This window comes from Sphingosinithalassobacter sp. LHW66-3 (assembly GCF_050703275.1).
Classification (GTDB): Bacteria; Pseudomonadota; Alphaproteobacteria; order Sphingomonadales; family Sphingomonadaceae; genus Sphingomonas.
The window spans coordinates 2693774-2720040 of the sequence record NZ_CP193482.1; the positions used below are offsets into that span (position 1 = coordinate 2693774).

Here is a 26267-nt window from a genome sequence, read left to right on the forward strand (position 1 = left end):
GGTCACATAGCAGGCGCATCGACGCCGCTCAGGCGTAGAAAGCAAGCCGCGCGAGGATCGCAAGCACCGCCAGTCCGACCAGCCCGGCGATGAAGATCAATCGCCGTCGGCGCGTTCGCAGAATGACGTCGCCGCCGCGCGCGTCCTGCGCCGAGATGTGCCGCGGAGTTTCCTGATTCGGGTCCATGCCACTCCAAATGCGGGTATGCGGCGGATGGTTGCGACGCGGGACGAACCTTTCGCGGTGCCGCACGTTTGCCCGAGCGTGCCTCCCGGTCTCTGCTTCGAAGGAATGCCATGCCTGCCGAACGGCGCGGCCTGACTCGTTCGCTCGCCTACGGCTTCCGCCTCGCCCTAGGGACGGTGCGGCGGCTCGGGCGGTTGGCGGTATTCGGTTTCGAGATTCTCGTCCTGTCGCGGCTGTTCGAGCGGCGCGGAGCGTCCGCCGATGCGATGACGACCACTCTGCTCGCCGCCAAGGATATCGAGCGCCTGCCTCCGGAGTTGGAGGTGACGGATTCGCACGGGCGCTCGCTGGCGAGTTGGCGGCACGGCTTTGCCGGAGTGAACGCCTCGCTGTTCCTCAACCTCCAGACGCCGAACCGGCTGAGCGATCTGCGCCATGCGCATCCGGGGCCGCCGTTTCGCGGCGTCTATCTGTGGGATTCGGCCTTCATCGCACAGGTCTGGAAGGGCTGGGATCCGCAGGTCGCCTGGGAGGTGCTGGCGGCGGTGATCCGGCTGCGCGACGGCGACCGGCTGCAGCATTTCGCATCCGAATATACCCGGTCCAAATTCACGCAGCCGCCGCTGATCGCCTGGTCGCTGGTGCGACTGGCGCGCGAGGTGCCCGAGGCGCGCGCGCGCAGTTGGATCGCCGAGGCCTATCCTGCGCTTGCCGCATATAAGCGCTGGCTCGACGCGCATCGGCGGCTGTCGAACGGCCTCTATCACTGGGCACATCCCTATGAATCCGGCGTCGAGAACGCGCCGCGCTTCAGCACGACCGACGAGCGACGACTGGAGGACATCCGCACCTGGGCGGCGCCCGACCTGTGCAGCTATATGGTGCTCCAGAGCGAGGCACTGGCCGAAATGGCCGCGACGCTCGGCAGGGATGCCGAAGCGGCTGCCCATGGGCACGAGGCGGATCGCATTCGGGCGCTGGTGAACGCCCATCTGTGGGACCCGGGAGAAGGCCTGTATTTCGATCTCGACACGACGCGGGGCCGGCTGGTGCGCAGCCGCACCATCGCCTCGCTGTTGCCGCTGTGGGCGGGGATTCCCGGCGCCGCACGGGCCGAGCGGATGCACGGCCGGATCGTGGACCCGCAGGGATTCGGCACGCTGATCCCGCTGCCGTCTGTGGCGCTCGACGATCCGGATTTCGAGCGGGACATGTGGCGCGGCCCGGTGTGGCTCAACACGGCCTATGGAGTGGTGGAAGGGCTGCGCCGCGCGGGCTGGCACGAAACCGCGTCGGACATGGCGTTCCGCCTCGCCGACGGCGTCTATCGTACCTATCAGCATCACGGGCATTTCTACGAGTTCTACGATCCCACTGTGCATCGCATCGATGCGCTGCATCGAAAGCGCGGCAATCGCTGGAAAAAGATCACGCTCGGATCCGGGCCGGTGGCCGACTTCGTCGGCTGGACCGGGCTGGTGAATATGCTAGTGGCCGAGCATCTGTTCGGCCTTCAGGGCCGCCCCGGCGCGCGTGCGCTCCGGCCGCGCTTTCCGCGACGTGCCGAAGGGATGCGCTTCACGCTTCTGCTGGCGGCGGAGGAAGGCGAAGTCGAATTGCGCGTCGGGCCGGAGGGCCGCACGCGCGGTGAATTGCGGATGGCATGGGGCACGCGGCCGTTCGAAGCGGCGTTCGGAGAACCGGTGTTGTTGGCACAAGAGGCGGAAGGCAGCGCATGAAATTCTGTGACGTGACGCTGGCGTATAACGAGCACAGCGGCGGAATCCGCACCTACATCGATCAGAAACGCCGCTTCCTCGCCGAATCGACGCAGCACACGCATCTGCTGATCGTCCCGGGTGCGGAAGACCGGGTGCGTGAGGATGCGCATGGCACGATCGTGGAGATCGACAGCCCGCGCTTTCCCGGCCAGCAGGATTATCGCTTCTTCATCAATCCGCGTTCGATCCGGAAGGCGCTGGATGCGCATGCGCCCGACATCGTCGAACTCGGCAGCTATTATATCTCGCCCTGGGCCGCCTTTTCCTATCGCAAGCACCGGCACCGCGCAGGCGAGCGCTGCCTGGTTGGGGGCTTCTTTCACACCGACGTCGCCGACGCCTATGTCGGTGCCCCGCTGCGCGCGCTGGCGCACGACTGGATCGACGAGATCAGCGACACGCTCGGGCATATGGTGGAGAAGCTGGCGGACACCGCCGAAAAGGGGGCGGAGCGCTATATGCGCAACGTCTTCGAGCATTGCGACCTGCGCTTCGCCTCGACGCCGGCGCAGGCGGAGCGCCTCCGCGACTATGGCGTCGAGGACGTGCGAATCGTGCCGCTGGGAGTCGATCTCGAGCTGTTTCGGCCCGACAAGGCCGATCCGGCGGTGCGGGCGCGCACCGGGGCAGGGCCTGCCACAATGGTTCTGGTCTATGCCGGACGGCTCGGCACCGAGAAGCAGGTGCCGAAGCTGATCGAAGCCTATGCTCAGTTGCCCGACCGCTTCGATGCGCAGCTCTGGATCGTGGGCGAGGGGCCGCTGCACGACGAAATCGCGCAGCTGGCGGGAGAGCATCCGGGCGTCCACCTCCTGTCTTATGAAACCGATCGCGAGCGATTTGCGGCGCTGCTTGCCTCCGCCGACATCTATGTGACTGCCGGCCCGCACGAGACCTTCGGGCTCGCCGTGATCGAGGCGCAGGCCGCGGGCCTGCCGGTGGTCGGCGTGGCGGGTGGGGCGCTTCGCGAGCGGGTGCCCGAGGGGCTCGGCTATCTGGCGCCGGTGGGCGATGCGGCTGCGATGGCAGCGGGCATCGTGCGCGTCGCGGCCGAGCGGGAGCAGATCGCGCAGCGCGCCCGTGCGCATGTCGAGCGGAACTTCGCCTGGACGCGGACCTTCACCGAACTGCTCGCCGACTATGAGGAAGCGGCGCGCTGATCCTTCGGGGCCGACCGGCTGATGCGGAGCAGCTGGTCGTGGAGATCGCCGAGCTGGCGTGTTGCCGCCTCCGTCACCGCCGCACCGGCTTCGCTGCGCTTTCGAGCGCCGTCGGCAGTGAAGAGATTGTCCGGCGCTTTCGCGTCATGCGCACTCGCTTGCGCGATCCGGCGTTGCTCGGCGGCAGTGAGCCGCAGGCCGAAATGCGGCGCGATGCGATCGAAGAAAGCGGCGGGGAGCGTGGCATAGTCGATGGCGATGCCGCTCGTTGCCAGCCCTTCGACCGCCGCTGCGTGATAGTGGGCGAAGATCCGCGCGCAGAGGATCTCCGGTTGGGTGGTCCGCTCCGTGTCGGCATCGTAGAGCCCGGGCGGCACCAGCGCCGGGACGGTCTGATAGCCGCGCTGCCGCATCTGCGACACGAGCACTTCAACCGGATCGCGAAAAAGGTAGATCCAGGGAACGTCGGGAAAGGCGTCGCGGAGCAGCGGCAAGGCGAGGATATGCCAGCTGTCCAGCTTCAGGAAGCAGCGGCTTTCCCCGCTGCGACTCCGCGCGAGCGCCGCCATCATCGCGCGCAGCAGCGCGATCCGGCGGGCATGCGGCAGCTCAGGGTGCCGGAGCACATAGCGGATCGCGGAGTCGAGCGGCCCCGGCTCGGAGAGCGAAATCGCCGCGGGAAGCGCAGCCAGCATTTGCGCGACCAGAGTCGATCCGCAGCGCGACATGTGGAAGATCATGCCCTTCAGCGGCGCCGATGCGTCGAGCGGCGCCCGATCGATGAACGCGTCGAGCCGCGTGCCGTGCCTGAACAGGCGGTTGAACGGTCTGGCCGCCGCGTGAGCGACCGAGTCCTGATAGAAGCTCTCGGTGAGCGGCCTCGCGCCGAAGCGCGCCCAATCGATCCAGGCGCCCTGCGCGTCCTCGACGATCGCGGTCGGCAGCCATCCCTCAGGTGCCCATGCGTCGTCCGGGGCAACGGCATTCGCGCGCCGGCTGGCGCGTAGCGCCTCGTGGTCGAGCGGCAAACCGGCGGATCGGGCGAGCTGTTGCGCGCGCGCTGCGAAGTCGTCGGGGTACGTTGCTTCGTCCAGAAAGGCCTGCGCCGCCGGATCGGCCATCACATGTGCGCGATACACTTCTCGATCGCTCTTCATGTTCCGCCTCAATTGCTCAGGACCGCGGCAGGGCCGGTTTTGCATGTTGGAAGACCCTTGCTAGGCAAGGGCGGCGGGAGAACGACGGATGATCGCACAGGAAGCGCGCTACCCGGACAGGGTCCGGCTGCCGATGGCGTTCGATCCCGCACTGCTGGAAGCGGACCTGGAGCGGCTGGAGGCGGCGGACTGGACGCCGCACTTCGTGACCCGCAACTATTCGGGCGATTGGAGCGCGATGCCCTTGCGCGCGCCGGCGGGTGCCGAGCATCCGATCCTGATGCTGAGCGCGCATCCGGGAGTAGCTGCGTTCGCGGACGCACCGGCGCTTCGGGGCGCTCCCTATCTGCGCGATGTGCTCGCTCGGCTGGAGTGCCCGCTGCAGACGGTGCGGCTGATGCGGCTGGGAGCCGGATCGTCGATCCTCGAGCACAAGGATCCGGGATTGTGCGCCGAGGAAGGGACGGTTCGGCTCCACATCCCGATCCGCACCAATCCCCAGGTGCGCTTTTGCGTGAATCGCCGCCCGGTTGCGATGCGTCCGGGCGAGCTCTGGTACCTGCGCCTGTCGGATGTCCACAGCGTGGAGAACGGCGGGGCCACCGATCGCGTGCATCTGGTGATCGACGCCGCGATGAACCCGTGGCTCGCCGCCGAACTCGCGCGCGGGCAGGGGTGAGCGATCTGGGACCTTCACAGCAGCGGCAATCCTCGGCACTGTAGCGCTCGGGAGCCACAGGGGCGGCATTAGGGGGAATTCGCATGCGCTTGCTCGCACCGGAAGATTTCGAACCCTGGGTTGGCCGCAAGGTGCGAGTCAACACGCTGCCCAAGCCGGTCGAAGTGACGCTGGAGCGTATCGAGCGGCGGCCGCCGCTGCCCGAGGAACTCGACTTTCGCGAGCCCTTTTCGTTGTTCTTCGAATCCGAGTTCGACGTCTATCTGCTCGACACCGCCTATGAGTTCGATTGCGGCCGCGGCGGACCGTACAGCTTCGTGATCTCGCAGCTCGTACCATCGAAGACGCGCCGCTATTATCAGGCGGTGTTCGCCTGAGAGCGCACGGCCGCCCCGCTCAGAGCGGAGCGGCCGCCGAAGCCGCGGTCGCGAAAATCAGTTCCGCGAGGGGAAGATGCCCTCGACGCAGATGATCGCGTTGACCACCGTGTACGGCTGCATGTTGTTGATGGGGACATTGTTGCCGGCGATGCTGGTCGACCCATTGAGGCTGACTCCGCCGAGCGGGACCGTTGTGCCGGTGGCTCCGGCGGGGACGTAGATCACGACGCTGTCGCCGCTCGTGTCGTGGGGGGTGCCGAGATGCGCATTCGCTTCGGGTTCGCTGACCTCCTCAAGGGCAGACACTCCGGCCATCGCGTTCAGCGTCACGCCTCCGGGGGCGAGGGTGTGATTGTGCGCCGGCATGTTCGGCAGGATGAGGGTCGTTGTCTCCGTGCCTGCCATCTGGCCCAGCGCGTAGTTGCTCGTTCCCGGACCCTGGCCCTGCCCGAGAAAGGCGCGTCCCCGCGCATCGGGCAGAGCGAACGTCGTCTGGCCATTGCCGCCATAGGTGGTGCCGAGCAGGGAGAAGAGCGCCGTATGCTGTGCAATCGACATGATCTGCCCTTGGCAGAACATGAAAGAACGCGGTGCGAAATTCGCGCCGAAGAACAGAATTTGCGTGAGATAGAATTCCATCGAGCCTACTCCCTTTGCGTGTCACGTTCCGGCTTTCGTCTGAGCGTGTTGGCGGATGCCGAAAAGGCTCCGCGACTTCGTAGCACTGTCTTACGGGAACTCCGCCCAGCCGCGACTGACGTTCGGGCGCGAAGGAGAGGCTAAAGACCGATTCGCGCCATAGCAATAGCAACTCGCGCTACAACAGCGGGCAAAATCCATCTGCTGCACAACTGTTGGCGCTGGAAAGCGTTGGGTCGAACTTGCCCAAAGCTAAAATATCAGTAAGTAAAGCGCTTAGAAGCACGTTCGGGGGTGTACTGTGATGCGGGTGGGGGCAAGCCTGGCGCAGGGCCTGTGGCGAGTCGCGGGGCGACTCGGGGACTGGGCGAAGGGCAAAACCGATTCGGCTGTCTCCGGATCGGATCTTTCCGGCCGCGCTGTCCGGCGCGCGGTGGCGGCTGCGCCCCTCCTGTGCCTGGCGGCGATGCCGACGGTCGCGTCGGCGCAGAGTTCTGCCTGCAGCGCCATTCAGAGCGGCATTCTCGATTTCACCGCCACCGCTACCTATGGCGGTTCCACGACTTGGTCGGGCGGACGTTTTTCATTTGCAACGGGAACCGGAACGGCGATCCGGAACTCTGCGTGGAGCAACACGTCGCAGTTCAGCGACACCATCTATGCGCCCGACGCGACGGCTTCGTACAGCTTCGCGGCGGGCGAGACCGTGACGGTCACGTTCAACGTCACCAGCTATTCCTCGGCGAACAGCAACACGATCAACCTTCGCCTCGAGACAGGTAGCGGCAGCAGCTCCTTTGCTCCAGTCGTTCAGAATATCTCGGCTGACGGCACGTACACGCTCACCTACACCTTCGCGAGCGACACGGCGATGGTCGGCGTCACCACTCGCGAGACGAACAACGGGCCGGCGGCGACGATCTTGATCGATGCATCCTGCTCCGGCGGAGCGCCGACCGTCTCCTCCGTCTCACCGGATTCCGGCCCGGCCAGTGGGAACGCGCTGGTTACGGTGAACGGCTCGAATCTCACCGGCGCCACTTCCGTGACCTTCGGCGGCACACCGGGGACGGGCATCACCGTCGCCGGCGACGGCAATTCGCTCAGCGTGACCACTCCTGCGCATGCCGCGGGTGCAGTCGCGGTGGCGGTGACCACCCCGGGCGGAAGCGATTCGCTGGCGAACGGCTACACCTATCTCGCCGCGCCGACAGCGACCTCGATATCACCGACGAGTGGCCCGGCCTCCGGCGGCACCATCGCTACGATCACCGGCACCGGGTTCGTCGCGGGCGCGACCAGCGTGACGATCGGGGGAACGACGCTTCCCGCCGGCAGCGTCACCGTCGCCGGTGCGACATCGCTGAGCTTTACGACTCCCGCTCAATCGGCCGGCAATGTGGCCGTCACCGTGACGACCGGCGGCGGCACCAGCGGCGCCGTGCCGGGCGGATTCACCTATATTCCGGCGCCGACCGTCACGGGTCTTAGCCCCGCCTTCGGTTCGACGGCGGGCGAGAACACGGTCACCATCACCGGCACCGATCTCAGCGGCGCAACCGGCGTGCAGTTCGGCGGAGCCGCCGCGAGCGGCTTCACCGTTGATTCCGCCACGCAGATCACGGCCACCGTGCCGGGGCCGGCCAGCGCAGGCACGGTCAACGTCACGGTCACCACGCCGGGCGGGACCAGCGGCACCGGCGCGGCGTCGCAGTATGAATATCGCGCACCGCCTGCTGTCGCGGTGAGTTCGCCGGCCGATGGCGGCACTGCATCGAGCACCAGCCCGACCTATTCGGGAACGGTCGCCAGCGGATCGACCGTCGAAGTCCATGTCGATGGCGCCAGCATCGGTGCCGCCACGGTCGCCGGGTCGAGCTGGAGCCTGGCGCAGCCGACGCCGCTCGCGCCGGGTTCGCATACCGTCTACGCGGTGGCGACGCTCAACGGAGTGCCCAACACTTCGCCGACCAGCAGCTTCACGGTGAAGCAGGACCAGACGATCGCGTTCAATTCGACCGCGCCGACGGCTGCCCAGTACAACACCGGCAACTATACGGTCACTGCGACGGCGACGTCCGGCCTGCCGGTGACGCTGACGATCGATCCCGCCGCGACGAGCTATTGCTCGATCGCAGGCAATGTCGTCACCTACACCGGCGTCGGCACTTGCGTGATCAATGCCAATCAGTCTGGAGACGCCTCCTATTATGCCGCGCCACAGGCCCAGCAGAGCTTCGCGATCGCGCCGGCGTCTCAGACGATCACCTTCGGAGCGGCGCCAGCAAGTCCGACCGTAGGCGGCAGCTATGCGCCGAGCGCGACCGCCACTTCCGGCCTGCCGGTGACATTCGCGATCGACGCCGGCTCGACGAGTGGCGCCTGCTCGATCGCGGGAGGGACGGTGAGCTTCACCGGTGCGGGCACCTGCATCGTCAATGGCAATCAGTCGGGCAACACCAACTATGCGGCCGCGCCGCAGGTCCAGCAGTCGTTCACGATCGCCGCGACGGCTCCCGGCGCGCCGACGATCGGGACTGCGACGGCGGGCGACGGCCAGGCGACAGTGAGCTTCGCCGCCCCGGCCTCGAACGGCGGCGCGGCGATTACCGGCTACACCGTGACAGCCTCTCCGGGGGGCGCGACCGCCAGCGGCAGCGGTTCGCCGATCACCGTGACCGGGCTGACCAACGGCCAAGCCTATACCTTCACCGTCACCGCAACCAATGCGCAGGGCACCGGTCCGGCGTCGGCCGCGTCGAACGCAGTCACGCCGCAGCCTGCTCCGCCGATCGCCGGCGCCTACAGCACCACTGCGCCCTATAATTCGGGGTCGGCGGCCCCGCAGTCGTTCAGCCTGTCCGCGCAAGTGACCGGCGGCTCGCCGACCGGCTATGCGGTCGGCTCCGCGACAACGTCCGGCGGCGGCTCGGTGAGCATCGATAGCAGCGGTCAGGTGAGCTACACGCCGCCGGCCGGCTACCGCGGCAACGACAGCTTCACCTACACCGCCAGCAATGGCGGAGGCACCTCCGCCCCGGCAACGGTGACTGTCCTCGTCGGCGATCCGACGCTCACGATCGGGCTGGCCGGAAGCGGCACGGTGGACACGGCGCTCACCGGCGTGACGGTGACAGCCAGCGGCGGTACTGCGCCCTATAGCTGTGCGCTCGCGGGCGGTACGCTTCCCGGCCTGACACTGAATTCGAACTGCACCATCACTGGAACGCCGAGCACAGCCGGAAATCATGCATTCACCGTGACGGTGACCGACAGCAGCGCCGGCCCCGCAGGCGCGTTCAGCCAGCTCAGCAACACGCTGACTCTCAGCATCGCTGCCCGTGCGAGCTCGGTGAGCCTGGCAAGTGCTCCGAACCCCTCGACCTTCGGCCAGACCGTCACCGCGACGGCCACTATCACGGGCACTTCGCCCAGCGGCAGCGTGACGTTCAGCATCGGCGGCTCGCCGATCGCGGGGTGCGCGAGCGTTGCAGTGGCAGGCAGCTCCGCAAGCTGCAGCTACACACCGGCAACGGCCGGAACCTTCGCAGTCGATGCCGCCTATTCGGGAGACGCGAACAACGCACCGAGCAGCGGTTCCGCGAACCAGTCGGTCACTCAGGCAAGCCAGACGGTCTCGTTCACGTCGACGCCGCCCGCGCCGGCCGTCTTCGGCGGCACCTATACGCCGAGCGCGACTGCCACGTCAGGTCTGGCGGTGAGCTTTGCCATCGATGCCACGTCCGGCGCAGTTTGCACGATCGCGGGAGGCACGGTGAGCTTCACCGGCGCCGGCACGTGCACGATCAACGCCAATCAGCCTGGCAACGTGAATTACAGCGCCGCGCCGCAGGCACAGCAGACCGTCACCGTGACTCAGGCGAACCAGACGATCGGCTTCACCTCGACGCCTCCTTCGCCCGCGAGCTTCGGCGGGACCTATACGCCAACTGCGACGGCGACTTCGGGCCTGGCAGTGAGCTTCACCATCGATCCCGCCGCCGGCGCGGTCTGCGCCATCGCAGGCGGTACGGTGAGCTTCACTGGCGTCGGCACGTGCACCATCAACGCCAATCAGGCGGGGAACGCGAATTTCAGCGCCGCGCCGCAAGTGCAGCAGACCGTCACGGTAGCTCAGGCGAGCCAGACGATCGGCTTCACTTCGACGCCTCCGTCCCCGGCGAACTTCGGCGGCACCTATACGCCGGCCGCGACGGCCACCTCGGGACTCGCAGTGACCTTCACGATCGATCCGGCCGCGAGCGGCGTATGTTCGATCGCGGGCGGCACTGTGACCTTCACGGGCGCAGGCACTTGCACCATCAACGCCAATCAGGCGGGTAATGCGAACTATGGCGCTGCGCCGCAGGCCCAGCAGAGCTTCGCCGTCGGGCAAACGGGCCAGACCATCGCCTTCACTTCGACCCCTCCTGCGCCGGCGGCATTCGGCGGGACCTATACGCCGAGCGCGACTGCGACCTCTGGCCTCGCAGTGAGCTTCACGATCGATCCCGCCTCGGGCGGCGTGTGCACGATCGCCGGCGGAACGGTGACCTTCACCGGCGCAGGAGCCTGCACGATCAACGCGAACCAGGCGGGCAACGCGAATTACAGTGCCGCGCCGCAGGTACAGCAGACCGTCACGGTGGCCCAGGCCAGCCAGACGATCAGCTTCACCTCGACACCTCCGTCGCCTGCGCTCTTCGGCGGCACCTATGCACCGAGCGCGACGGCCACTTCGGGCCTGGCGGTGAGCTTCACGATCGATCCGGCCGCGAGCGGCGTGTGCACCATTGCCGGTGGAACGGTGAGCTTCACGGGCGCGGGCACTTGCACGATCAACGCCAACCAGCCTGGCAATGCGAATTATGGCGCGGCGCCGCAGGCACAGCAGAGCTTTGCGGTAGGCGAGGCGAGCCAGACCATCGCCTTCACCTCGGCGCCTCCGTCGGCGGCGGTATTCGGCGGAACCTATGCGCCGACCGCGACCGCGACCTCCGGGCTTGCCGTGACTTTCACAATCGACCCGGCCGCGAGCGGCGTATGCTCGATCGCAGGCGGGACGGTGAGCTTCACTGGAACCGGCACGTGCACGGTCAACGCGGATCAGGCCGGCAACTCGAACTATACCGCGGCGCCGCGGGTCCAGCAGAGCTTCGCGGTCGGGCAAGCAAGTCAGACCCTCAGCTTCACATCGACGCCGCCTTCCTCCGCCACGCCGGGCAGCACCTATGTGCCCGCCGCAACTGCGACTTCGGGGCTGGCCGTGGTCTTCACGATCGATCCCGCTTCGAGCGCGGTCTGCACCATCTCCGGCGGGACGGTGCGCTTCACAGATGCCGGCACCTGCACGGTGAATGCCGATCAGCCCGGCAACGCCAACTATGGCGCCGCACCGCGGGTGCAGCAGGCCATCACCGTCGGCTATCCGGCGCCCGTAGTCGCGGGGGCGAGCGCGACGGTGCCCTACAACAGCTCGGGTACGGCGATCGACCTGTCGGCTTCGATCAGCGGCGTCCACAGCAGCATCGCGGTGGCGAGCGCGCCTGCGCACGGCACGGCGAGCGTGTCGGGCAATATTGTCACCTATACGCCCACCGCGGGCTATTATGGTGCGGACAGCTTCACCTATACCGCGACCGGCCCGGGCGGCACCTCGGCTCCGGCGACGGTGAGCATCACCGTGGCGACGCCGGCTGCGCCGAGCGTCGTCGATGCGAGCGCCAACGTGCCCTACAACAGCTCGGGTACGGCGATCGACCTGTCGGCTTCGATCAGCGGCGTCCACAGCAGCATCGCGGTGGCGAGCGCTCCTGCGCACGGGACGGCGAGCGTGTCGGGCAATATCGTCACCTATACGCCCACCGCGGGCTATTATGGTGCGGACAGCTTCACCTATACTGCGACCGGCCCGGGCGGCACCTCGGCTCCGGCGACGGTGACGCTGACCGTGGCGGTGCCTGCGCCGCCAACGGTTGCGGATCGCAGCGACGTGGCAGTCGAATACAATAGCGCGGGTACCACGATCGACCTCACCAGTTCGATTTCGGGTGTCTACACCAGCGTCGCCATTGCATCCGCGCCGGCGCACGGAACGGCGACGATCACGGGTACTGTGGTCACCTATGTGCCCACGGCGGGTCACTGGGGTGCGGACAGCTTCACCTATACCGCCACCGGCCCCGGCGGGACCTCGGCAGCGGCTACGGTCGGATTGACGGTGGCAGCGCCGCCCCCGCCGGTGGCACAGCCGGGCAGCGAGACAGTGACTGGCAACACGCCGGTCGATCCGAACGGCAGTGTCCAGATCGATCTGTCCGCGCTCGTGTCGGGCCAATATGACACGATCCGCATCGACACGCCGCCCGCGCACGGCACGGTGACGTTGCAGAGCACCGGCGCCGGTAGTGCCGGCTCGGGAACCCGGGCGCTTGCCGTCGCGACCGTAATCGCCACCTACACGCCGGCGGTCGGCTATGTGGGAACCGACAGCTTCACCTTCGTGGCGGTCGGGCCAGGCGGGACTTCCTCGCCGGCTGCCGTGACGGTCGAGGTCGTCGGTGCAGCGCCGGTGGCGAGCCCCCACAGCGCAGCGACCGGCGATGGCCAGACGGTATCGGTGGACCTCACCGCGGGGGCCGCAAACGGGCCGTTCACTGCGGCGAACATTGTTGCCGTCACCCCGGCAGCGGCGGCGACCGCTACGATCGTGACGACCGGATCCGGCTCGACCCAGGGCTATCGCCTCGACGTCACCGCCGCCAATCGCTTCGGAGGCACGATCAGCGTGCAGTATACGCTGAGCAACGCCTATGGGACTTCGGCTCCCGCAACGGTGACGGTGACGGTGACGGCGCGGCCCGATCCGACCACCGATCCGAACGTCCGCGGAATCAGTGACGCGCAGGCGGAGGCGACTCGGCGTTTCGCCCGCAGCCAGGTCTCGAATTTCATGCGGCGCACCGAGCAGTTGCACAACGGCGGCGGCTCGGGCGGCTCAGCGATGGGCGTGACGCTCAATTCCCGCGACGGAGGGGCTTTCCCCCAGGCGATGCCCGGCACCGACGATTCCGCGCTCGCCATCACGCAGCGAATGCGGATGAGCGAGGAGGATCCGGCAATCGGCGCCTATCTGAACAGTCCCGCCGGCCGCTACGATCGAGGCGGAATGCTCAACCGACCGGACAGTCTTCTGGGCACATCCTCGGTGGGTGTCGCTCCAGCGAAATCGAACGGCCAAGCGGGCGAGGAGCCTGGCTATGGCGCCGATGCAGCCCCCGGCGACGGGCGGCGCCAGCCGGGTTCGGTCGCGGTGTGGAGCGGCGGAGCCATCGACATCGGAACGCAGGATGCGACTCGCGACCGCTCGAAGATCACGGCGACCACGACGGGATTGAGCGGCGGCGCCGATATCGTGCTGGCCGAGGGAGCGGTGCTCGGCATCGGCGGCGGCTATGGCAATGATGTCAGCTGGATCGGCGGATCGGCGGCGCGCGTGCGCAGCCAGAGCAGCCTGTTCGCGGCCTATGCCAGCCTGACGCCGTTCGAGGGCGCATTCGTGGACGGCATGGCCGGCGTGGGCGATCTCAGCTTCTCGACCCGGCGGACGGTCGAGGAGACGCGCGGCGTGGCGCTCGGCAGCCGCGACGGTGCGTTCACGGTGGCGGCGCTCGCACTGGGAATCGACCGCGGGGGCGGTTCGATCCGCTGGTCGATCTATGGCCGGGGCGAGATCATGAACGCGGATCTGGACGCCTATGTTGAATCGGGCGCGGGCCGGTACGACCTCCGCTTCGACGCGCGGAGCCTCGACTCGCTGACGGGCACGCTCGGCGCGCGGATCGAGGCCGAACAGCGCTTTGGAGACGTGTCCGTCCAGCCGCGGCTGCGGTTCGAATGGAGCCACGAGTTCCAGGATGCGGACCCGCAATGGCTCGACTATGCCGATATCCCCGGAGCGGCATTCTACAGCCTGGCGACGCGCAACTGGACCCGCGACCAATATCAGCTGACCGTCGGCAGCAGGTTCCTTCTCCTTTCCGGCTGGGGCCTCGACTTCGAAACGGGCGCCCGGTTCGGCAGCGGGATGACGGCAGGCACCTTGCGAATGCTGCTTTCGAAGCGGTTCTGACGTAATACCGGGCGGGCGATCGGCGACCTTCGGGGATGATCAGACAGGTTCCGATCCCGCGACCGAACGCGCCCCCAGCGGCGCGGGGATTCACCAGAAGTTGGAGCGGTCCACCCGGTATAGGTCCAGAAGCCGCTCCGGCCCGCCTTGTCAGGGCCGCACGCGTCGATCCACCGAAGCGCGAGTTCCCGGCCTTCGCGCCGCGTGGACGCGGTTAGAGGAGCCCGGAATTGGCTCGTTCCGAAGTGGTCGTGCTTTGTTGTGGAGGGGGATGGTGCGCCACAAAGTCTTCAGCGAACCCGTCTCGCTTTCTCGCTTTCTCGCTTTCTCGCTTTCTCGCTTTCTCGCTTTCTCGCTTTCTCGCTTTCTCGCTTTCTCGCTCTCCAGCTCCTTCAGTCGCCGGACCTCGGAGACCTCCAGCCCCATAGTTCGGCTTCCGGTTGAAGATGTCAGCGTCCGTAGCGCCCTGGTGCGGAGACTCGTGCGCTATAGCGATCGGCCGATCACTTCTTTCATGATCTCGTTCGTACCGCCGTAGATGCGGCTGACGCGGGCATCGCGCCAGAAGCGGGCGATCGGGTATTCGTTCATATAGCCGGCCCCGCCATGGAGTTGCAGCGCGGCGTCGCACACCTCGCCCTGCAATTCGGTGTGCCACAGCTTTGCCGCCGATGCCTCGGCGGTCGTCAGCTTGCCCTCGACATGGCGTTTCAACGCCCAGTCGATATGCGCCCAGCCGACCTGAAGCTTGGTCGCGAGATCGGCGAGGACGAATCGCGTATTCTGGAAGTCGAACACGGTTTTCCCGAACGCCTTGCGCTCCTTCACATAGGCGAGGCCTTCGTCGAACGCGCGCTGGGCAGCCGCCTGTGCGCCGATCGCGATTGACAGGCGCTCCTGGGGAAGCTGGCTCATCAGATAGACGAAGCCCTTGCCTTCGTCGCCCAGGCAGTTGGTGATCGGAACGCGCACGTCGTTGAAGAACAGTTCCGATGTGTCGCCCGAATGCTGGCCGATCTTATCAAGGTTGCGCCCACGCGCGAAGCCCTCGCGCGTCGCTTCCACCAGGATCAGTGAGATCCCCTTGGCGCCCAGTTCGGGATCGGTCTTCGCGACGACGATGACGAGGTCGGCATTCTGGCCGTTGGTAATGTAGGTCTTCGACCCGTTGATCACGTAATGGTTACCATCCGTACGCGCGGTGGTCTTTACGCCCTGGAGGTCGGAGCCGGTGCCCGGCTCGGTCATGGCGATGGCAGTGATCGCCTCGCCGGAGATCATCTTGGGCAGCCACTCGCGCTTTTGCTCTTCCGAGCCGTAGTGAAGGACGTAGTCGGCGACGATATCGGACTGAAGCGTGATGCCGACTGCGGAGCCCGTATAGGCCAGCTCCTCGCCGATGACGGCATTGTAGCCGAAGTCGAGGCCCAGCCCGCCATATTCCTCCGGAAGCGTGGGACAGAGCAGGCCGGTCTCGCCGGCAGCGCGCCAGAATTCGCGATCGACAATTCCGGCCTCTTCCCAGCGTTCGAGATTGGGAATCAGCTTCGCCTCGAAGAACTTGCGCACCTGTTCACGGAACAGCTCGTGATTCTCGTCGTAGCCGGTGCGATCGGCGGTGTTCAGCATGTCTCTCTCCTCTCCGGTCAGTCAGCCAGCGTTGCGGACTTGGTGCAGCGGCTGGCCCTTCTCGGCAAGCTCGACAAGCAGTGGGGCCGGTGTCCGGCCGGTCTCCCGAAGACCAGCGATGACTCGGTCGAGACCGACAGTATCCGCCCAGAACAGCGGACCGCCCGTGTAGACCGGCCAGCCATAGCCATAGACGAGCGCGATATCGACGTCGGATGCGCGGATCGGGATGCCTTCGCCGAGCAGCTTCGCGCCCTCGTTCACAACCGGGAACAGCAGTCGCTCGACAATCTCCTGCGCCGCGAATCTGCGGGGTGCCGAACCGGATTTCGCCTGGAAATCCCGGATCACATTTTCGGCGACCTCCGAAGGAGTCGCGCGGCGCTGCTCGTCATAATCGTAGAAGCCGCCCTGCTTCTTCTGCCCCCAGCGGCCCATCTCGCAGAGCACTTCGACGACCGTCGATCCGCTGCTGGTCGCCGCGTCCCAACCGATGACGTCGAGGCCGACAAGGTCAAGCATCGCGAAAGGCCCCATCGCGAAGCCATAGTCGACGATCGCGGCATCGACATCCCAGGGCATCGGTCCTTCGAGCAGCAGCGCCTCGGCCGCGGCCATGCGCGGGGCCATCATGCGATTGGCGATGAAGCCGTCGCAGACGCGACTCAGCACCGCAACCTTGCCGATGCGGCGGCCGATTCCCATCGCGGTGGCCACGACCTCGGGCGCTGTCAGCTTGCCCCGCACGACCTCGAGCAGTTTCATCACGTTCGCGGGCGAGAAGAAGTGCATGCCGACGACATGGTCGGGACGCTTCGTAGACGCCGCGATCGCATCGACGTCGAGGAAGCTCGTATTGGTCGCCAAGATGGCATCCGGCTTGGCGATCCCGTCGAGCTTGCCGAAAATCTCCTGCTTCAGCTCGAGCTTTTCGAACACGGCCTCGATGATCAGATCGGCGTCGCCCAGATCCTTCATCGCCAGGGTCGGCGTCAGCAGCGCCATGCAGCGTTCCAGCTGCTCCGGCTTCATCCGCCCCTTGTCGACGGTGACCTGGTAGTTGCGCCGGATTGTCGCGACACCGAGATCGAGCGCATCCTGCCTCGCCTCGACCAGCGTCACCGGCATGCCGGCATTGAGGAAATTCATCGCGATGCCACCGCCCATCGTGCCGGCGCCGATCACGCCGACGGTGCGGACGTCGATCTGCCGGGTATCCCTGGGGATATCCGGCACCTTCGCCGCTTCGCGCTCGGCGAAGAAGAGGTAGCGTTGCGCCGCTGCTTCCCGGCTGGAGAACAGTTCGGCGAACAGCGCCGCCTCGCGCTTCATGCCTTCGTCGAACGACAGCGTGACCGCCGCCTCGATCGTCCGGATGATGTTTTCGGGCGCCTTGAGGCCGCGAAAGGCGCGCGCGTGTTTCTGCCTGAATGCGGCGAAGAGCTCGGGCCCCGATTCCAGCTCCAGCCCCTCCGTCCGGTCGCGTACCCGGATGAGCGGGCGATTTTCGTCGGCCGCAGCGCGCGCAAATGCCACTGCCTGTTCGACCAGGGTACCCTCTGCGACGATCTCGTCGACCAGCCCGGTTGCATGGGCCTTCGATGCGGAGACGGGGCGACCGAGCGCGATCATGTCGAGCGCGGTCGCCGCGCCGGTGATCCGGGGCAGCCGCTGCGTACCGCCGGCGCCGGGCAGGAGGCCAAGCGCGACTTCGGGCAGGCCCAGCTTCGCGGACGGCACGGCGACCCGGAAATGACAGACTAGTGCTACCTCCAGCCCGCCACCCAGCGCGGTTCCATGGAGCGCGGCGACGGTGGGTTTCGGGGACGACTCGATCAGGGCCTGGACCTGGTGAAGGTTGGGGCCGCGCGGAGAGGGATCGTCGAACTCGCGAATGTCGGCGCCGGCGATGAACGTGCGCCCCGCGCAGGCTAGGACGATGGCACGCACCTGGGGATCGGCGAGCGCCGATTCAAAGCCGAGCTGAAGTCCTTCGCGGACATCGGCAGACAGCGCATTTACGGGTGGCGAATCGAGCGTCAGGACCGCGACGCCGTCGTCGATCTCCAGTCTTGCCACCGGATTGAGTTCCATCCCTGTCTCTCCGTCCATCTTTGCGCTAGGGCGCTATCGGACTAACTACTCAATTAATCAAGGAGGTGGTGGTGGAGAGATTGGAAGGCCGCGTGGCACTGGTGACCGGAGCATCCTCCGGCTTGGGCGCGCGTTTTGCGCGGATATTGGCCGGGCAGGGTGCACGGGTGGTGCTGGCTGCGCGACGTACGGCAATGCTCGACCAGCTCTGCTCGGAAATCCGGTCGGATGGCGGCACGGCAGTCGCGGTGGCGATGGACGTGACCGACGAAGCCTCCGTCCAGGCGGCTTATGCGGCGGCGGAGACGGAATTCGGTGCAGTGGATACGGTGATCGCCAATGCCGGGATGAACCTTGAAGGTCCGGCGCTGAACGTGCCCGTCGATGCGCTCGATCAGGTGATGGCCGTCAACGTGCGCGGCGCATTTCTGACCGCACGGGAAGGTGCACGCCGGATGATCGCCGCCGGCGGCTCGAATGGCCGGATCGTGCTGATCTCGTCGATCACGGCGCAGTCGGTTTCTCCCGGTCTCGCGCTGTACAGCGCGTCCAAGGCGGCGGTGCTGCAACTCGGGCGCGTGCTGGCGCGTGACTGGGCAAACAAGGGGGTCAACCTGAACATCCTCTGCCCCGGTTACATCCGCACCGAGCTCAACTCCGACTGGTTCGATACCGAAGGGGGGAAGCGGCAGATCGCCAAATGGCCCCGGCGGCGCCTGATGGGCAATGATGCGCTCGATTCGATCCTGGTCTACCTCGCCTCGGATGCCAGCAGGTACAGCACGGGCGGGGTCTTCACGATCGACGACGGACAGACACTCTAGACTTAACTGTGCAAATAACTAATAGCATCCACCGTGAGCCGTGCCGGGAGAGGATGATGCTGAGAACCCGCTTTACCGAGGCATTCGGGATCGACCATCCCATCGTCCAGGGCGGAATGATGTGGGTGGGCACGGCTGAACTGGTTGCGGCCGTTGCCAATTCGGGCGCGCTGGGTTTCCTCACTGCGCTGACCCAGCCGACGCCCGAGGCACTGGCGAAGGAGATCGTCCGGACGCGCGACAGCACCGACCGGCCGTTCGGCGTCAACCTGACGATCCTGCCGTCGATCAGCCCGCCCCCTTATGCCGAATATCGTGCGGCGATCATCGAAAGCGGGATCGGGATCGTCGAGACGGCAGGATACAAGCCGCAGGAGCATGTCGATCATTTCAAGGCGCACGGCGTGAAGGTGATCCACAAATGCACTGCCGTTCGTCATGCGCTGTCGGCGGAGCGGATGGGAGTCGATGCGGTTTCGATCGACGGGTTCGAATGTGCGGGCCATCCGGGGGAGGACGACATCCCGGGCCTGATCCTCATCCCCGCGGCGGCGGACAGGGTGTCGGTCCCGATGCTCGCCTCGGGCGGGTTCGGCGACGGGCGCGGACTGGCCGCGGCGCTCGCGCTCGGTGCGGACGGGATCAATATGGGCACCCGTTTCTGCGCGACGAAGGAGGCGCCGATTCACGAGAATTTCAAGGCAGCGATGGTTGCGAACGACGAACGGGCAACGGCGCTGATCTTCCGCAGCTTTCGCAACACCGCGCGGGTGGCGCGCAACGCGATCGCCGAATCGGTGTTGGCGGCGGAAGCGGAAGGCAAGCCGTTCGAGGAGATCGCGCACCTGGTGAAGGGCGCGCGCGGCAAGCAGGGGCTGGATAGCGGCGACCTCGATCACGGCATCTGGACCGCCGGGCAAGTGCAGGGCCTGATTCACGATATTCCGAGCGTGCGCGACCTGGTCGCCCGGATCGTTGCCGACGCCGAGGCGATCATAGCTCGGCGGCTCCGCGCCATGGTGGCGGACGAAGCCGTGGCGGCACTCTGACATGCACCTGAATTGGAGCCCCGAGGAACTGGCGTTTCGCGACGAAGTCCGCGCCTTCATCGCTGACGAACTGACGCCGGAACTGGCGCAGGCCGGGCGCATGGCGACCAGCGTCTATCCTGACCACAAAGCGAGCATGGAATGGCAGCGCCGCCTCCACGCGCGCGGGTGGGCAGCGCCGCACTGGGCCCCAGAACATGGCGGGCAGGACTGGAGCGTTGCGCAGCATTACCTGTTCGATCGCGAGATGATAGAGGCGGGAGCCCCGTCGCTGTCGCCGATGGGCATCCACATGGTGGCGCACGTTATTATGCGGTTCGGCACCCCCGAACAGCAGGCATTCTTCCTGCCCCGCATCCTCACCGGCGAAGTGTTCTTCTGCCAAGGCTATTCGGAACCGGGTGCGGGGTCGGATCTCGCCTCGCTCCAAATGGCTGCGGTCGCGGACGGCGATGATTTCGTGCTGAACGGATCGAAAATCTGGACGACTCACGCGGCCGAGGCGAACTGGATGTTCGCGCTGGTCCGCACGTCGAAGCTCGATCGCCCTCAGCAGGGGATCACGTTCCTCCTCATCGAAATGGACGATCCGGGGATCGAAGTGCGTCCTCTGCTCATGACGTCGGGCGAGGAAGTGCAGGCGCAGGTGTTCTTCACCAATGTCCACGTGCCGCAATCCAACGTGCTTGGCGCGGTGGACCAGGGCTGGGGCGTCGCCAAATACCTGCTGGAATTCGAACGTGGCGGAAGTGCCTATGCGCCTGCGCTTCACGCGCGTGCGGACCGGATCGCCACCGAGGCCGCAGAAATGCACACGGGCGAAGGCGGGACTCTGATCGACAATCCGGCATTCGCGCACAAGCTCGCGGCAGCGCGCGCGCGCGTAGATACGCTCGAAATCCTCGAAATGCGGCTGCTCTCCCAGGCGTCCCGGGGCGGCAGTGTCGGTGCCCTGTCGTCGATGATGAAAGTGCTCGGCACCGAACTGGCCCAGCATCTGAGCGAGCTTGCGCTGGAGGCGGCCGGTCCGGCGGGAAGCGTCTATCAGCCGCATGCTGCGATGCCGGGTGGACCGACGCCGTACTTCACTCCACCGAAGGACGGCCATGTCGTCGGGGCGGCATGGCAGGCGCTGGCGCCGTTGCGCTATCTCAACGAGCGGGCGGGATCGATCTACGCCGGATCGAACGAAATCCAGCGCAACATTCTCGCCAAGATGGTGCTCGGCCTCTGACCTTCTCGTTCAGGCGGCTTTCGAACGGCCGAGCGACGAGTAGCGGGCGAGGTGATGATCGACGGTGCCGAACTGCTGTTCGATTACGGTCGCGCGCTTGAAATAATGGCCGACGGCCAGCTCCTCGGTCATCCCCATCGCCCCGTGAAGCTGGACCGCATTCTGCCCCACGAAACGGAGCGATTCGCCGAGTGTCGCCTTCGCGGCGGAAACGGCGCGGGTGCGCTCCGCATCGGGTGCGCTCAGGTTCAGCGTAGCGAGAAAGCTTGCCGAGACTGCCTGCTCCAGCGCCATGTACATGTCGACCATGCGGTGTTGCAGCGCCTGGAAACTCGCCAGCGGCTGGCCGAATTGGCGCCGCTGCCGGGTATAGTCGACCGTGTCCGCCATCATCCGGCGCATCACGCCGACGCCCTCGGCGCACACGCCGGCGGTGCCCGCATCGATCGCGCGTTCGATATGCGGCAGCGCGTCGCCTTCGCCGGTCAGCAACGCATCGCCAGGCAGGCACAGGTCGGTGAGGACAAGGTCGGCGGCGGGGCGTTCGTCGATCAGGCGATAGTCATGGCGGGTGATGCCATCGGCCCCAGCGTCGGCAAGGAACAGGGCAATGCCCTCGCGATCCCCCGCCGACCCGCCGGTGCGGGCCGAAATCAGCAGCTGATCGGCATCGGGCGCGCCGACGACGACGCTCTTGGTGCCGTTCAACAGCCAGCCATCGCCATCCGCCGCCGCCGTCGTATCGACATGGGCCAGCGTATAGCGGCTCCGCGGCTCGCCATGAGCAAGCGCGACCTGAGCCGAACCGGCGGCGATCCGCGCGAGCAGTGCGTCCGCCGTCTCGCCGCCGACACCGGAGAGCAGGCCACCCGATATCACCACCGTTTCCAAATAGGGCGCAAAGACCAGCGCTTCGCCGAGCGCTTCCATCACGACCATCGCTTCCACCGGGCCGCCGCCCATGCCGCCCACCCGTTCGGGCAGCGGCGCGGCGAGGATGCCGAGCGTTTCGGCGAAGTCGCGCCACAGCGCCGCATCGGCACCACCCGCGCGAAGCCGCTTGCCGCGCGTTTCGAAACTATAGCTGTCGCGCAGGTACCGCTCCAGCATCTCCTTCAGGATCGCTTGTTCGTCGCTCAGCCCGAAATCCACGCCCCGGCGCCCCTTCCTGTTGCATCGGCCATGATCCGCGTTATGCATTCAATTAACTAATTAAGCAAGAAGAGGATGGCATGACCGCCCTTGGTGCCACCGCCGAAGCGCTGCGCCATGAAGTGCGCAACTTCCTCGCCCATGAGTTTCCGCAGGACGTGCTGGCGAAAACGCGCGCCGGTACGGTGCCGGACCGGGACGACCACATCCGAATGCAGCGGGCGCTTCATGCGCGCGGCTGGCTGGCGCCCGCTTGGCCCAAGGAGCATGGCGGCCCAGGCTGGACTCCTGCCGAACGCTATGTGTTCGAACAGGAGATGGAGCGGGCGGGGGCGCCGCCGATCATCCCGATGGGAATCATCTATGTCGGCCCGGTGATCTACACCTTCGGGACGCCGGACCAGCAGCGCCGCTGGCTGCCCGATATCCTCGAGAGCCGATCGATCTGGGCACAGGGCTATTCGGAGCCCGAGGCAGGTTCGGATCTCGCCTCGCTGTCGATGCGCGCGGAGCGGGCGGGCGACCGGTATCGCGTGACCGGCACCAAGATATGGACGACACAGGCGCATTGGGCGGACTGGATCTTCTGCCTCGTCCGCACCTCGCGCGAGGCGCGGCGCCAAGGCGGGATCAGCTTCCTGTGCATCGAAATGGACAGCCCTGGCGTCACCGTCCACCCGATCGTGACGCTCGACGGCGTGCACCACCTCAACCGGGTCGAGTTTCGCGATGTGGAAGTGCCGCTCGACCAGCGGATCGGCGAGGAGGGCGCGGGATGGCGTTATGCCAATGCGCTGCTGCGCAACGAGCGGATTTCCTACGCGCACGTCGCCCGCAAGCGTGCGGACCTCGATCTTCTGGAGGGCTGGGCGCAGCGCATGGCGCTGGGCGGCGAGGCTTCGGCGATCGCGCAGGAGGCGGCGGCGTGCCGGGTGGCGGTGGACATGCTCGAAGTGCGGGTCCTCCGGCTGCTGGGGTTGGGTGACGACGCCGCGCTGGCCGATGCCGCGTCGCTCAAGATAGAAGCGACCGAGCTTGCCCAGCGGATCGCCACGCTCGGCCTGCGGCTCGCCGGCCCCGCCGCGGGCGCGTTCGTGCCGCGCCTCGACGGGAGATGGGCGGAACGGCTTGCCACCCTACCACCCGAGGCCGTGCTGTGGACCGCCAACTATCTCTTCGAGCGCGCGGGAGGCATCTACGGGGGAACGACCGAGATACAGAAGAACATTCTGTGGCGGATGATCGAAGGTAGTCGATAGCCGGGACTTGCGGGCGCGGTCACTTACCCCCGGCCTGACGCCAACCAATCTCCGCCAATTCCGGAAGCGTCGCAACCATCCGTTCGGCGTCCGCCGACGCCGCCGTGCCGCGGATCATCCGTCCCTTGATCCCATGCAGGATCGCGGCGAAGCGGAACATGTTGAACGCCGCGTAGAAGTCGAGCGCCGGAATGCTCTCGCGCCCCGTGCGGCGGCAGTAGGCGGCGACATAGTCGGCCTCGCACGGTACGCCCAGCGCGTCGAGGTCGGCGCCGACAAGACCGGCGAGCATGTGGCTGGGCAGCCGGTACATCAGCAGGTGATAGGTGAAGTCGGCCAGAGGGTCGCCGAGCGTCGACAATTCCCAGTCGAGCACCGCCAGCACGCGGGGCTCGCTGGGGTGAAAGATCATGTTGTCGGCGCGGAAATCGCCGTGAATGACGCGGGTTTCCTGTTCGGGCGGGAGGTTTTCCGGTAGCCAGTCGGCAAGCCGGTCCATTGCGTCGATCCGGCCCGCGGCCTCGTCTTCGCGATACTGGCGGGTCCAGCGGGCGATCTGTCGCTCGATATACTGGCCTTTGCGCCCATAATCGCCCAGGCCCGCATCGTCGGGATCGATCGAATGAAGCTGCGCCAGCGTAACGTTCATCGCGTTGAAGTACGCGTCCCGCTCCTCGCGCGGCACGTCCGGAAAGGTCGAGTCCCAGAAGATTCGCCCGTCGACCAGCTCCATCACGAAGAACCAGGTGCCGATGACATCTTCATCGGTGCACAGGCCGAAAATGCGCGGCACCGGAAAACCCTTACCGCCCAGCGCCGCCATCACCCGCGCCTCGCGCTCGACGGCATGTGCACCCTTTAGCAACTGCCCCGGCGGCTTGCGGCGCAGCACATAGGCGCGGGCGGGCGTGTCGAGCCGGTACGTCGGGTTGGACTGCCCGCCCCTGAACTGCGTGACGGTCAGCGGTCCCGCATAGCCTTCCACATTCGCCGCCATCCACCCGGCCAGTCGCGCCTCGTCGAAGCGATGCGCTTCGCGGACTTCGCGCGTTCCGGTGAAGCTGTCGGCAGCGCTGCTCACGCCTGTTCCTGCGCCGCGAGGGTCTCGCGCTTGATCTTCTTGGCGAGGCTCCATTTGTGCACCTCGGTCGGGCCGTCATAAATGCGGAAGGCGCGGATTTCGCGGAACACCTGCTCGACGATGGTGTCGCCCGAGACGCCGGTGCCGCCCATCACCTGAACACAGCGATCGGCGACGGCGAACAGCAGGTCGGCGACCGCCACCTTGGTCATCGAGCTTTCGGTGGTGCCGGGCGCGCCCGAATCTAGCACATTGGCGCACCAGTCTATCATCAGCTCGGCCTGTTTCAGCGCGATCCGGTTTTCGGCGAGCATGAAGCCGACGCCTTCATGGTCGATCAGCATCCTGCCGAATGCGTGGCGCTTCACCGCATAGGCGCAGGCGATTTCGTGCGCACGGGACGCCGCGCCGTGCCAGCGCATGCAGTGCGTAAGGCGGGCGGGGGCGAGCCGTACCTGCGCATAGCGAAATCCTTCGCCGACTTCGCCGAGTATCTGATCGGCCGGCACGCGCAATTTGTCGATAGTGACGATGCTGTGCCCGCCGGGCATCGAACTGTCGATCGTGTCGAGCACGCGTTCGATTCGGATCGCGGGGTCGGGCAGGTTGGCGAGGAACAGCGTCGCGCCTTCCTCGGTCTTCGCCATCACGATGCCCACCGTCGCGCCGTCGGCGCCGGTGATGAACGCCTTGCGCCCTTCGATCACCCAATGATTGCCGTCGCGCCGCGCGGTCGTTTGCAGCATCGAGGGGTCGGAGCCAGCCCCGCCATCCTCTGCCGGTTCGGTCATGAAGAAGGCCGAACGCGCCTCGCCGGTCAGCATGGGGGCGAGGAAACGCGCTTTCTGCTCCTCGCTCGCGACCTTGCCGAGCAGGAACATATTGCCCTCGTCAGGCGCGGCGCCGTTCACTGCCACCGGGCCGAGCGGCGACAGCCCCGCCGCGCGGAACACCATGGCAGTCTCGCGATGTGTCAGGTGGGTGCCATCGTCCAGGATGTGCGGCGTCATCAGACCCGCCTGCCTCGCCAGATCGCGCAGTTCCGCGACCAGCTCCTCGCTCGGTCCGTGCGGCCCGCACCGCGGATCGCGTTCATAGGGAGCCACCGTTTCGCGGACGAAGACGGCGACACGCTCCGCGATAGCCGGGGCGCGGCTGCTGTTGCCGGTCGGTTCGGTCATTCGGGGGCGCTCCGGTTAGTATGGGCGGCGAGCCGGTTGGCACCGCCGAGCTCGACTGCACGCGCATGGGCGGGGCGTGCCTCGATCCGCTCCAGCCAATGCGCGATGGCCGGATAGTCGCCGCTCAGCGGCATCGCGCGTACCATTTCCCCGATGAAGCTCATCTGGATGTCGGCTGCGGTGAAGTCGCTGCCGACAAGATAGTCGGTCGTTGCCAGCTGTGTCTCGATATACCCCAGGTGCCGGGCAAGCTCGCTGTCGATCCGCCAGCGCAGAATGTCGGTCTCCCCTCCGAGCGCCGTGACATAGAGGTTGAGCATCAGCGGCAGCATCGCCGACCCTTCGGCATAGTGAAGCCACATCTCATAGGCGTCATACTCCGCGCTGCCGACGGGCGGCGTCAGCCGGCCCTCGCCATATCGGCGCAGGACGAAGGCGATGATTGCGCCGGACTCGAATACCGTTTGCCCGTCCGCGACCAGCACCGGCGACTTGCCGAGCGGATGCACCGCCTCGAGCGACGGCGGGGCAAGGCGGGTGGCGGGATCGCGAGCATGCTCGACCAGTTCGTAGGCCAGGCCCAGCTCTTCGAGCAGCCACAGGATACGCAGCGACCGGGAATGGTTCAGGTGGTGGACGGTGATCATGTC

18 protein-coding genes are annotated in these 26267 nt (G+C 66.6%); 9 read left to right on the plus strand and 9 right to left on the minus strand.

Going from position 1 to position 26267, the window contains the following annotated elements; genetic code table 11:
- Positions 1 to 28: 28 nt before the first annotated feature.
- A complete protein-coding gene (locus ACQ450_RS13295; RefSeq protein ID WP_431469626.1) occupies positions 29 to 187 on the minus strand; it encodes a peptide ABC transporter permease in 159 nt (52 codons plus the stop codon).
- A gap of 110 nt (positions 188 to 297) precedes the next feature.
- Here ACQ450_RS13295 and ACQ450_RS13300 point away from each other — a divergent pair, with 110 nt between their 5' ends.
- A complete protein-coding gene (locus ACQ450_RS13300; RefSeq protein WP_431469627.1) occupies positions 298 to 1926 on the plus strand; it encodes an MGH1-like glycoside hydrolase domain-containing protein in 1629 nt (542 codons plus the stop codon).
- Positions 1923 to 3128, plus strand: coding sequence for a glycosyltransferase (locus tag ACQ450_RS13305; protein WP_431469628.1), 1206 nt, complete (start codon positions 1923 to 1925; stop codon positions 3126 to 3128). The genes ACQ450_RS13300 and ACQ450_RS13305 overlap by 4 nt, the downstream gene beginning before the upstream one ends.
- Here the strand turns inward: ACQ450_RS13305 and ACQ450_RS13310 are convergent.
- Positions 3107 to 4285, minus strand: coding sequence for a sulfotransferase (locus tag ACQ450_RS13310; protein WP_431469629.1), 1179 nt, complete (start codon positions 4283 to 4285; stop codon positions 3107 to 3109). The genes ACQ450_RS13305 and ACQ450_RS13310 overlap by 22 nt on opposite strands.
- 88 nt (positions 4286 to 4373) lie before the next feature.
- Between ACQ450_RS13310 and ACQ450_RS13315 the strand changes: the two genes are divergently transcribed.
- Together ACQ450_RS13315 and ACQ450_RS13320 are read left to right on the plus strand one after the other, a co-directional pair.
- Complete coding sequence (locus ACQ450_RS13315; RefSeq protein WP_431469630.1) at positions 4374 to 4964, plus strand: aspartyl/asparaginyl beta-hydroxylase domain-containing protein; 591 nt, start codon at positions 4374 to 4376, stop codon at positions 4962 to 4964.
- Positions 4965 to 5047: 83 nt separating this feature from the next.
- Entirely contained in the window at positions 5048 to 5341 is a 294-nt protein-coding gene (locus ACQ450_RS13320) for a DUF6916 family protein (RefSeq protein WP_188054200.1), read from the plus strand.
- Between the two features lie 57 nt (positions 5342 to 5398).
- On the opposite strand, the gene ACQ450_RS13325 is transcribed toward ACQ450_RS13320, so the two are convergent.
- The gene (locus tag ACQ450_RS13325) at positions 5399 to 5983 is read right to left on the minus strand and encodes a phage tail protein (RefSeq protein WP_431469631.1); all 585 of its coding nucleotides are present in this window, start codon (positions 5981 to 5983) and stop codon (positions 5399 to 5401) included.
- A 433-nt stretch (positions 5984 to 6416) separates the two neighbouring features.
- Between ACQ450_RS13325 and ACQ450_RS13330 the strand changes: the two genes are divergently transcribed.
- On the plus strand, positions 6417 to 14114 hold the full coding sequence (locus ACQ450_RS13330) for an Ig-like domain-containing protein (protein WP_431469632.1): 7698 nt from the start codon (positions 6417 to 6419) through the stop codon (positions 14112 to 14114).
- Positions 14115 to 14600: 486 nt separating this feature from the next.
- Here ACQ450_RS13330 and ACQ450_RS13335 read toward each other — a convergent pair whose 3' ends face one another.
- Together ACQ450_RS13335 and ACQ450_RS13340 are read right to left on the minus strand one after the other, a co-directional pair.
- Positions 14601 to 15743 (minus strand): acyl-CoA dehydrogenase family protein, encoded by a 1143-nt coding sequence (locus ACQ450_RS13335; RefSeq protein ID WP_188054203.1) that lies wholly within the window; start codon positions 15741 to 15743, stop codon positions 14601 to 14603.
- Positions 15744 to 15764: 21 nt separating this feature from the next.
- Entirely contained in the window at positions 15765 to 17837 is a 2073-nt protein-coding gene (locus tag ACQ450_RS13340; RefSeq protein ID WP_431469633.1) for a 3-hydroxyacyl-CoA dehydrogenase NAD-binding domain-containing protein, read from the minus strand.
- 71 nt (positions 17838 to 17908) lie between these two features.
- Between ACQ450_RS13340 and ACQ450_RS13345 the strand changes: the two genes are divergently transcribed.
- The 3 genes from ACQ450_RS13345 to ACQ450_RS13355 are packed head-to-tail and all read left to right on the plus strand — an operon-like array spanning position 17909 to position 20944.
- Positions 17909 to 18661: an SDR family NAD(P)-dependent oxidoreductase gene (locus ACQ450_RS13345; RefSeq protein WP_431469634.1), complete on the plus strand. Its 753-nt coding sequence runs from the start codon at positions 17909 to 17911 to the stop codon at positions 18659 to 18661.
- Positions 18662 to 18714: 53 nt separating this feature from the next.
- Positions 18715 to 19710: an NAD(P)H-dependent flavin oxidoreductase gene (locus ACQ450_RS13350; protein ID WP_431469635.1), complete on the plus strand. Its 996-nt coding sequence runs from the start codon at positions 18715 to 18717 to the stop codon at positions 19708 to 19710.
- Between the two features lies 1 nt (position 19711).
- Complete coding sequence (locus ACQ450_RS13355; RefSeq protein ID WP_188054207.1) at positions 19712 to 20944, plus strand: acyl-CoA dehydrogenase family protein; 1233 nt, start codon at positions 19712 to 19714, stop codon at positions 20942 to 20944.
- A 9-nt stretch (positions 20945 to 20953) separates the two neighbouring features.
- Here ACQ450_RS13355 and ACQ450_RS13360 read toward each other — a convergent pair whose 3' ends face one another.
- Complete coding sequence (locus ACQ450_RS13360) at positions 20954 to 22096, minus strand: acyl-CoA dehydrogenase family protein (RefSeq protein WP_431469636.1); 1143 nt, start codon at positions 22094 to 22096, stop codon at positions 20954 to 20956.
- Between the two features lie 80 nt (positions 22097 to 22176).
- On the opposite strand from ACQ450_RS13360, the gene ACQ450_RS13365 reads away from it, so the two are divergent.
- Positions 22177 to 23355 (plus strand): acyl-CoA dehydrogenase family protein, encoded by a 1179-nt coding sequence (locus ACQ450_RS13365; RefSeq protein ID WP_431469637.1) that lies wholly within the window; start codon positions 22177 to 22179, stop codon positions 23353 to 23355.
- A gap of 19 nt (positions 23356 to 23374) precedes the next feature.
- Here the strand turns inward: ACQ450_RS13365 and ACQ450_RS13370 are convergent, their stop codons facing one another.
- From ACQ450_RS13370 to ACQ450_RS13380, 3 genes are read right to left on the minus strand one after another with little or no spacing between them, the layout of a single operon-like run.
- Positions 23375 to 24436: a phosphotransferase gene (locus tag ACQ450_RS13370; RefSeq protein WP_431469638.1), complete on the minus strand. Its 1062-nt coding sequence runs from the start codon at positions 24434 to 24436 to the stop codon at positions 23375 to 23377.
- Positions 24433 to 25617, minus strand: coding sequence for an acyl-CoA dehydrogenase family protein (locus tag ACQ450_RS13375; protein ID WP_431469639.1), 1185 nt, complete (start codon positions 25615 to 25617; stop codon positions 24433 to 24435). The genes ACQ450_RS13370 and ACQ450_RS13375 overlap by 4 nt, the downstream gene beginning before the upstream one ends.
- Entirely contained in the window at positions 25614 to 26264 is a 651-nt protein-coding gene (locus ACQ450_RS13380) for a glutathione S-transferase family protein (protein ID WP_431469640.1), read from the minus strand. Before ACQ450_RS13380 ends, ACQ450_RS13375 begins: the two co-directional genes overlap by 4 nt.
- Positions 26265 to 26267: the final 3 nt, after the last annotated feature.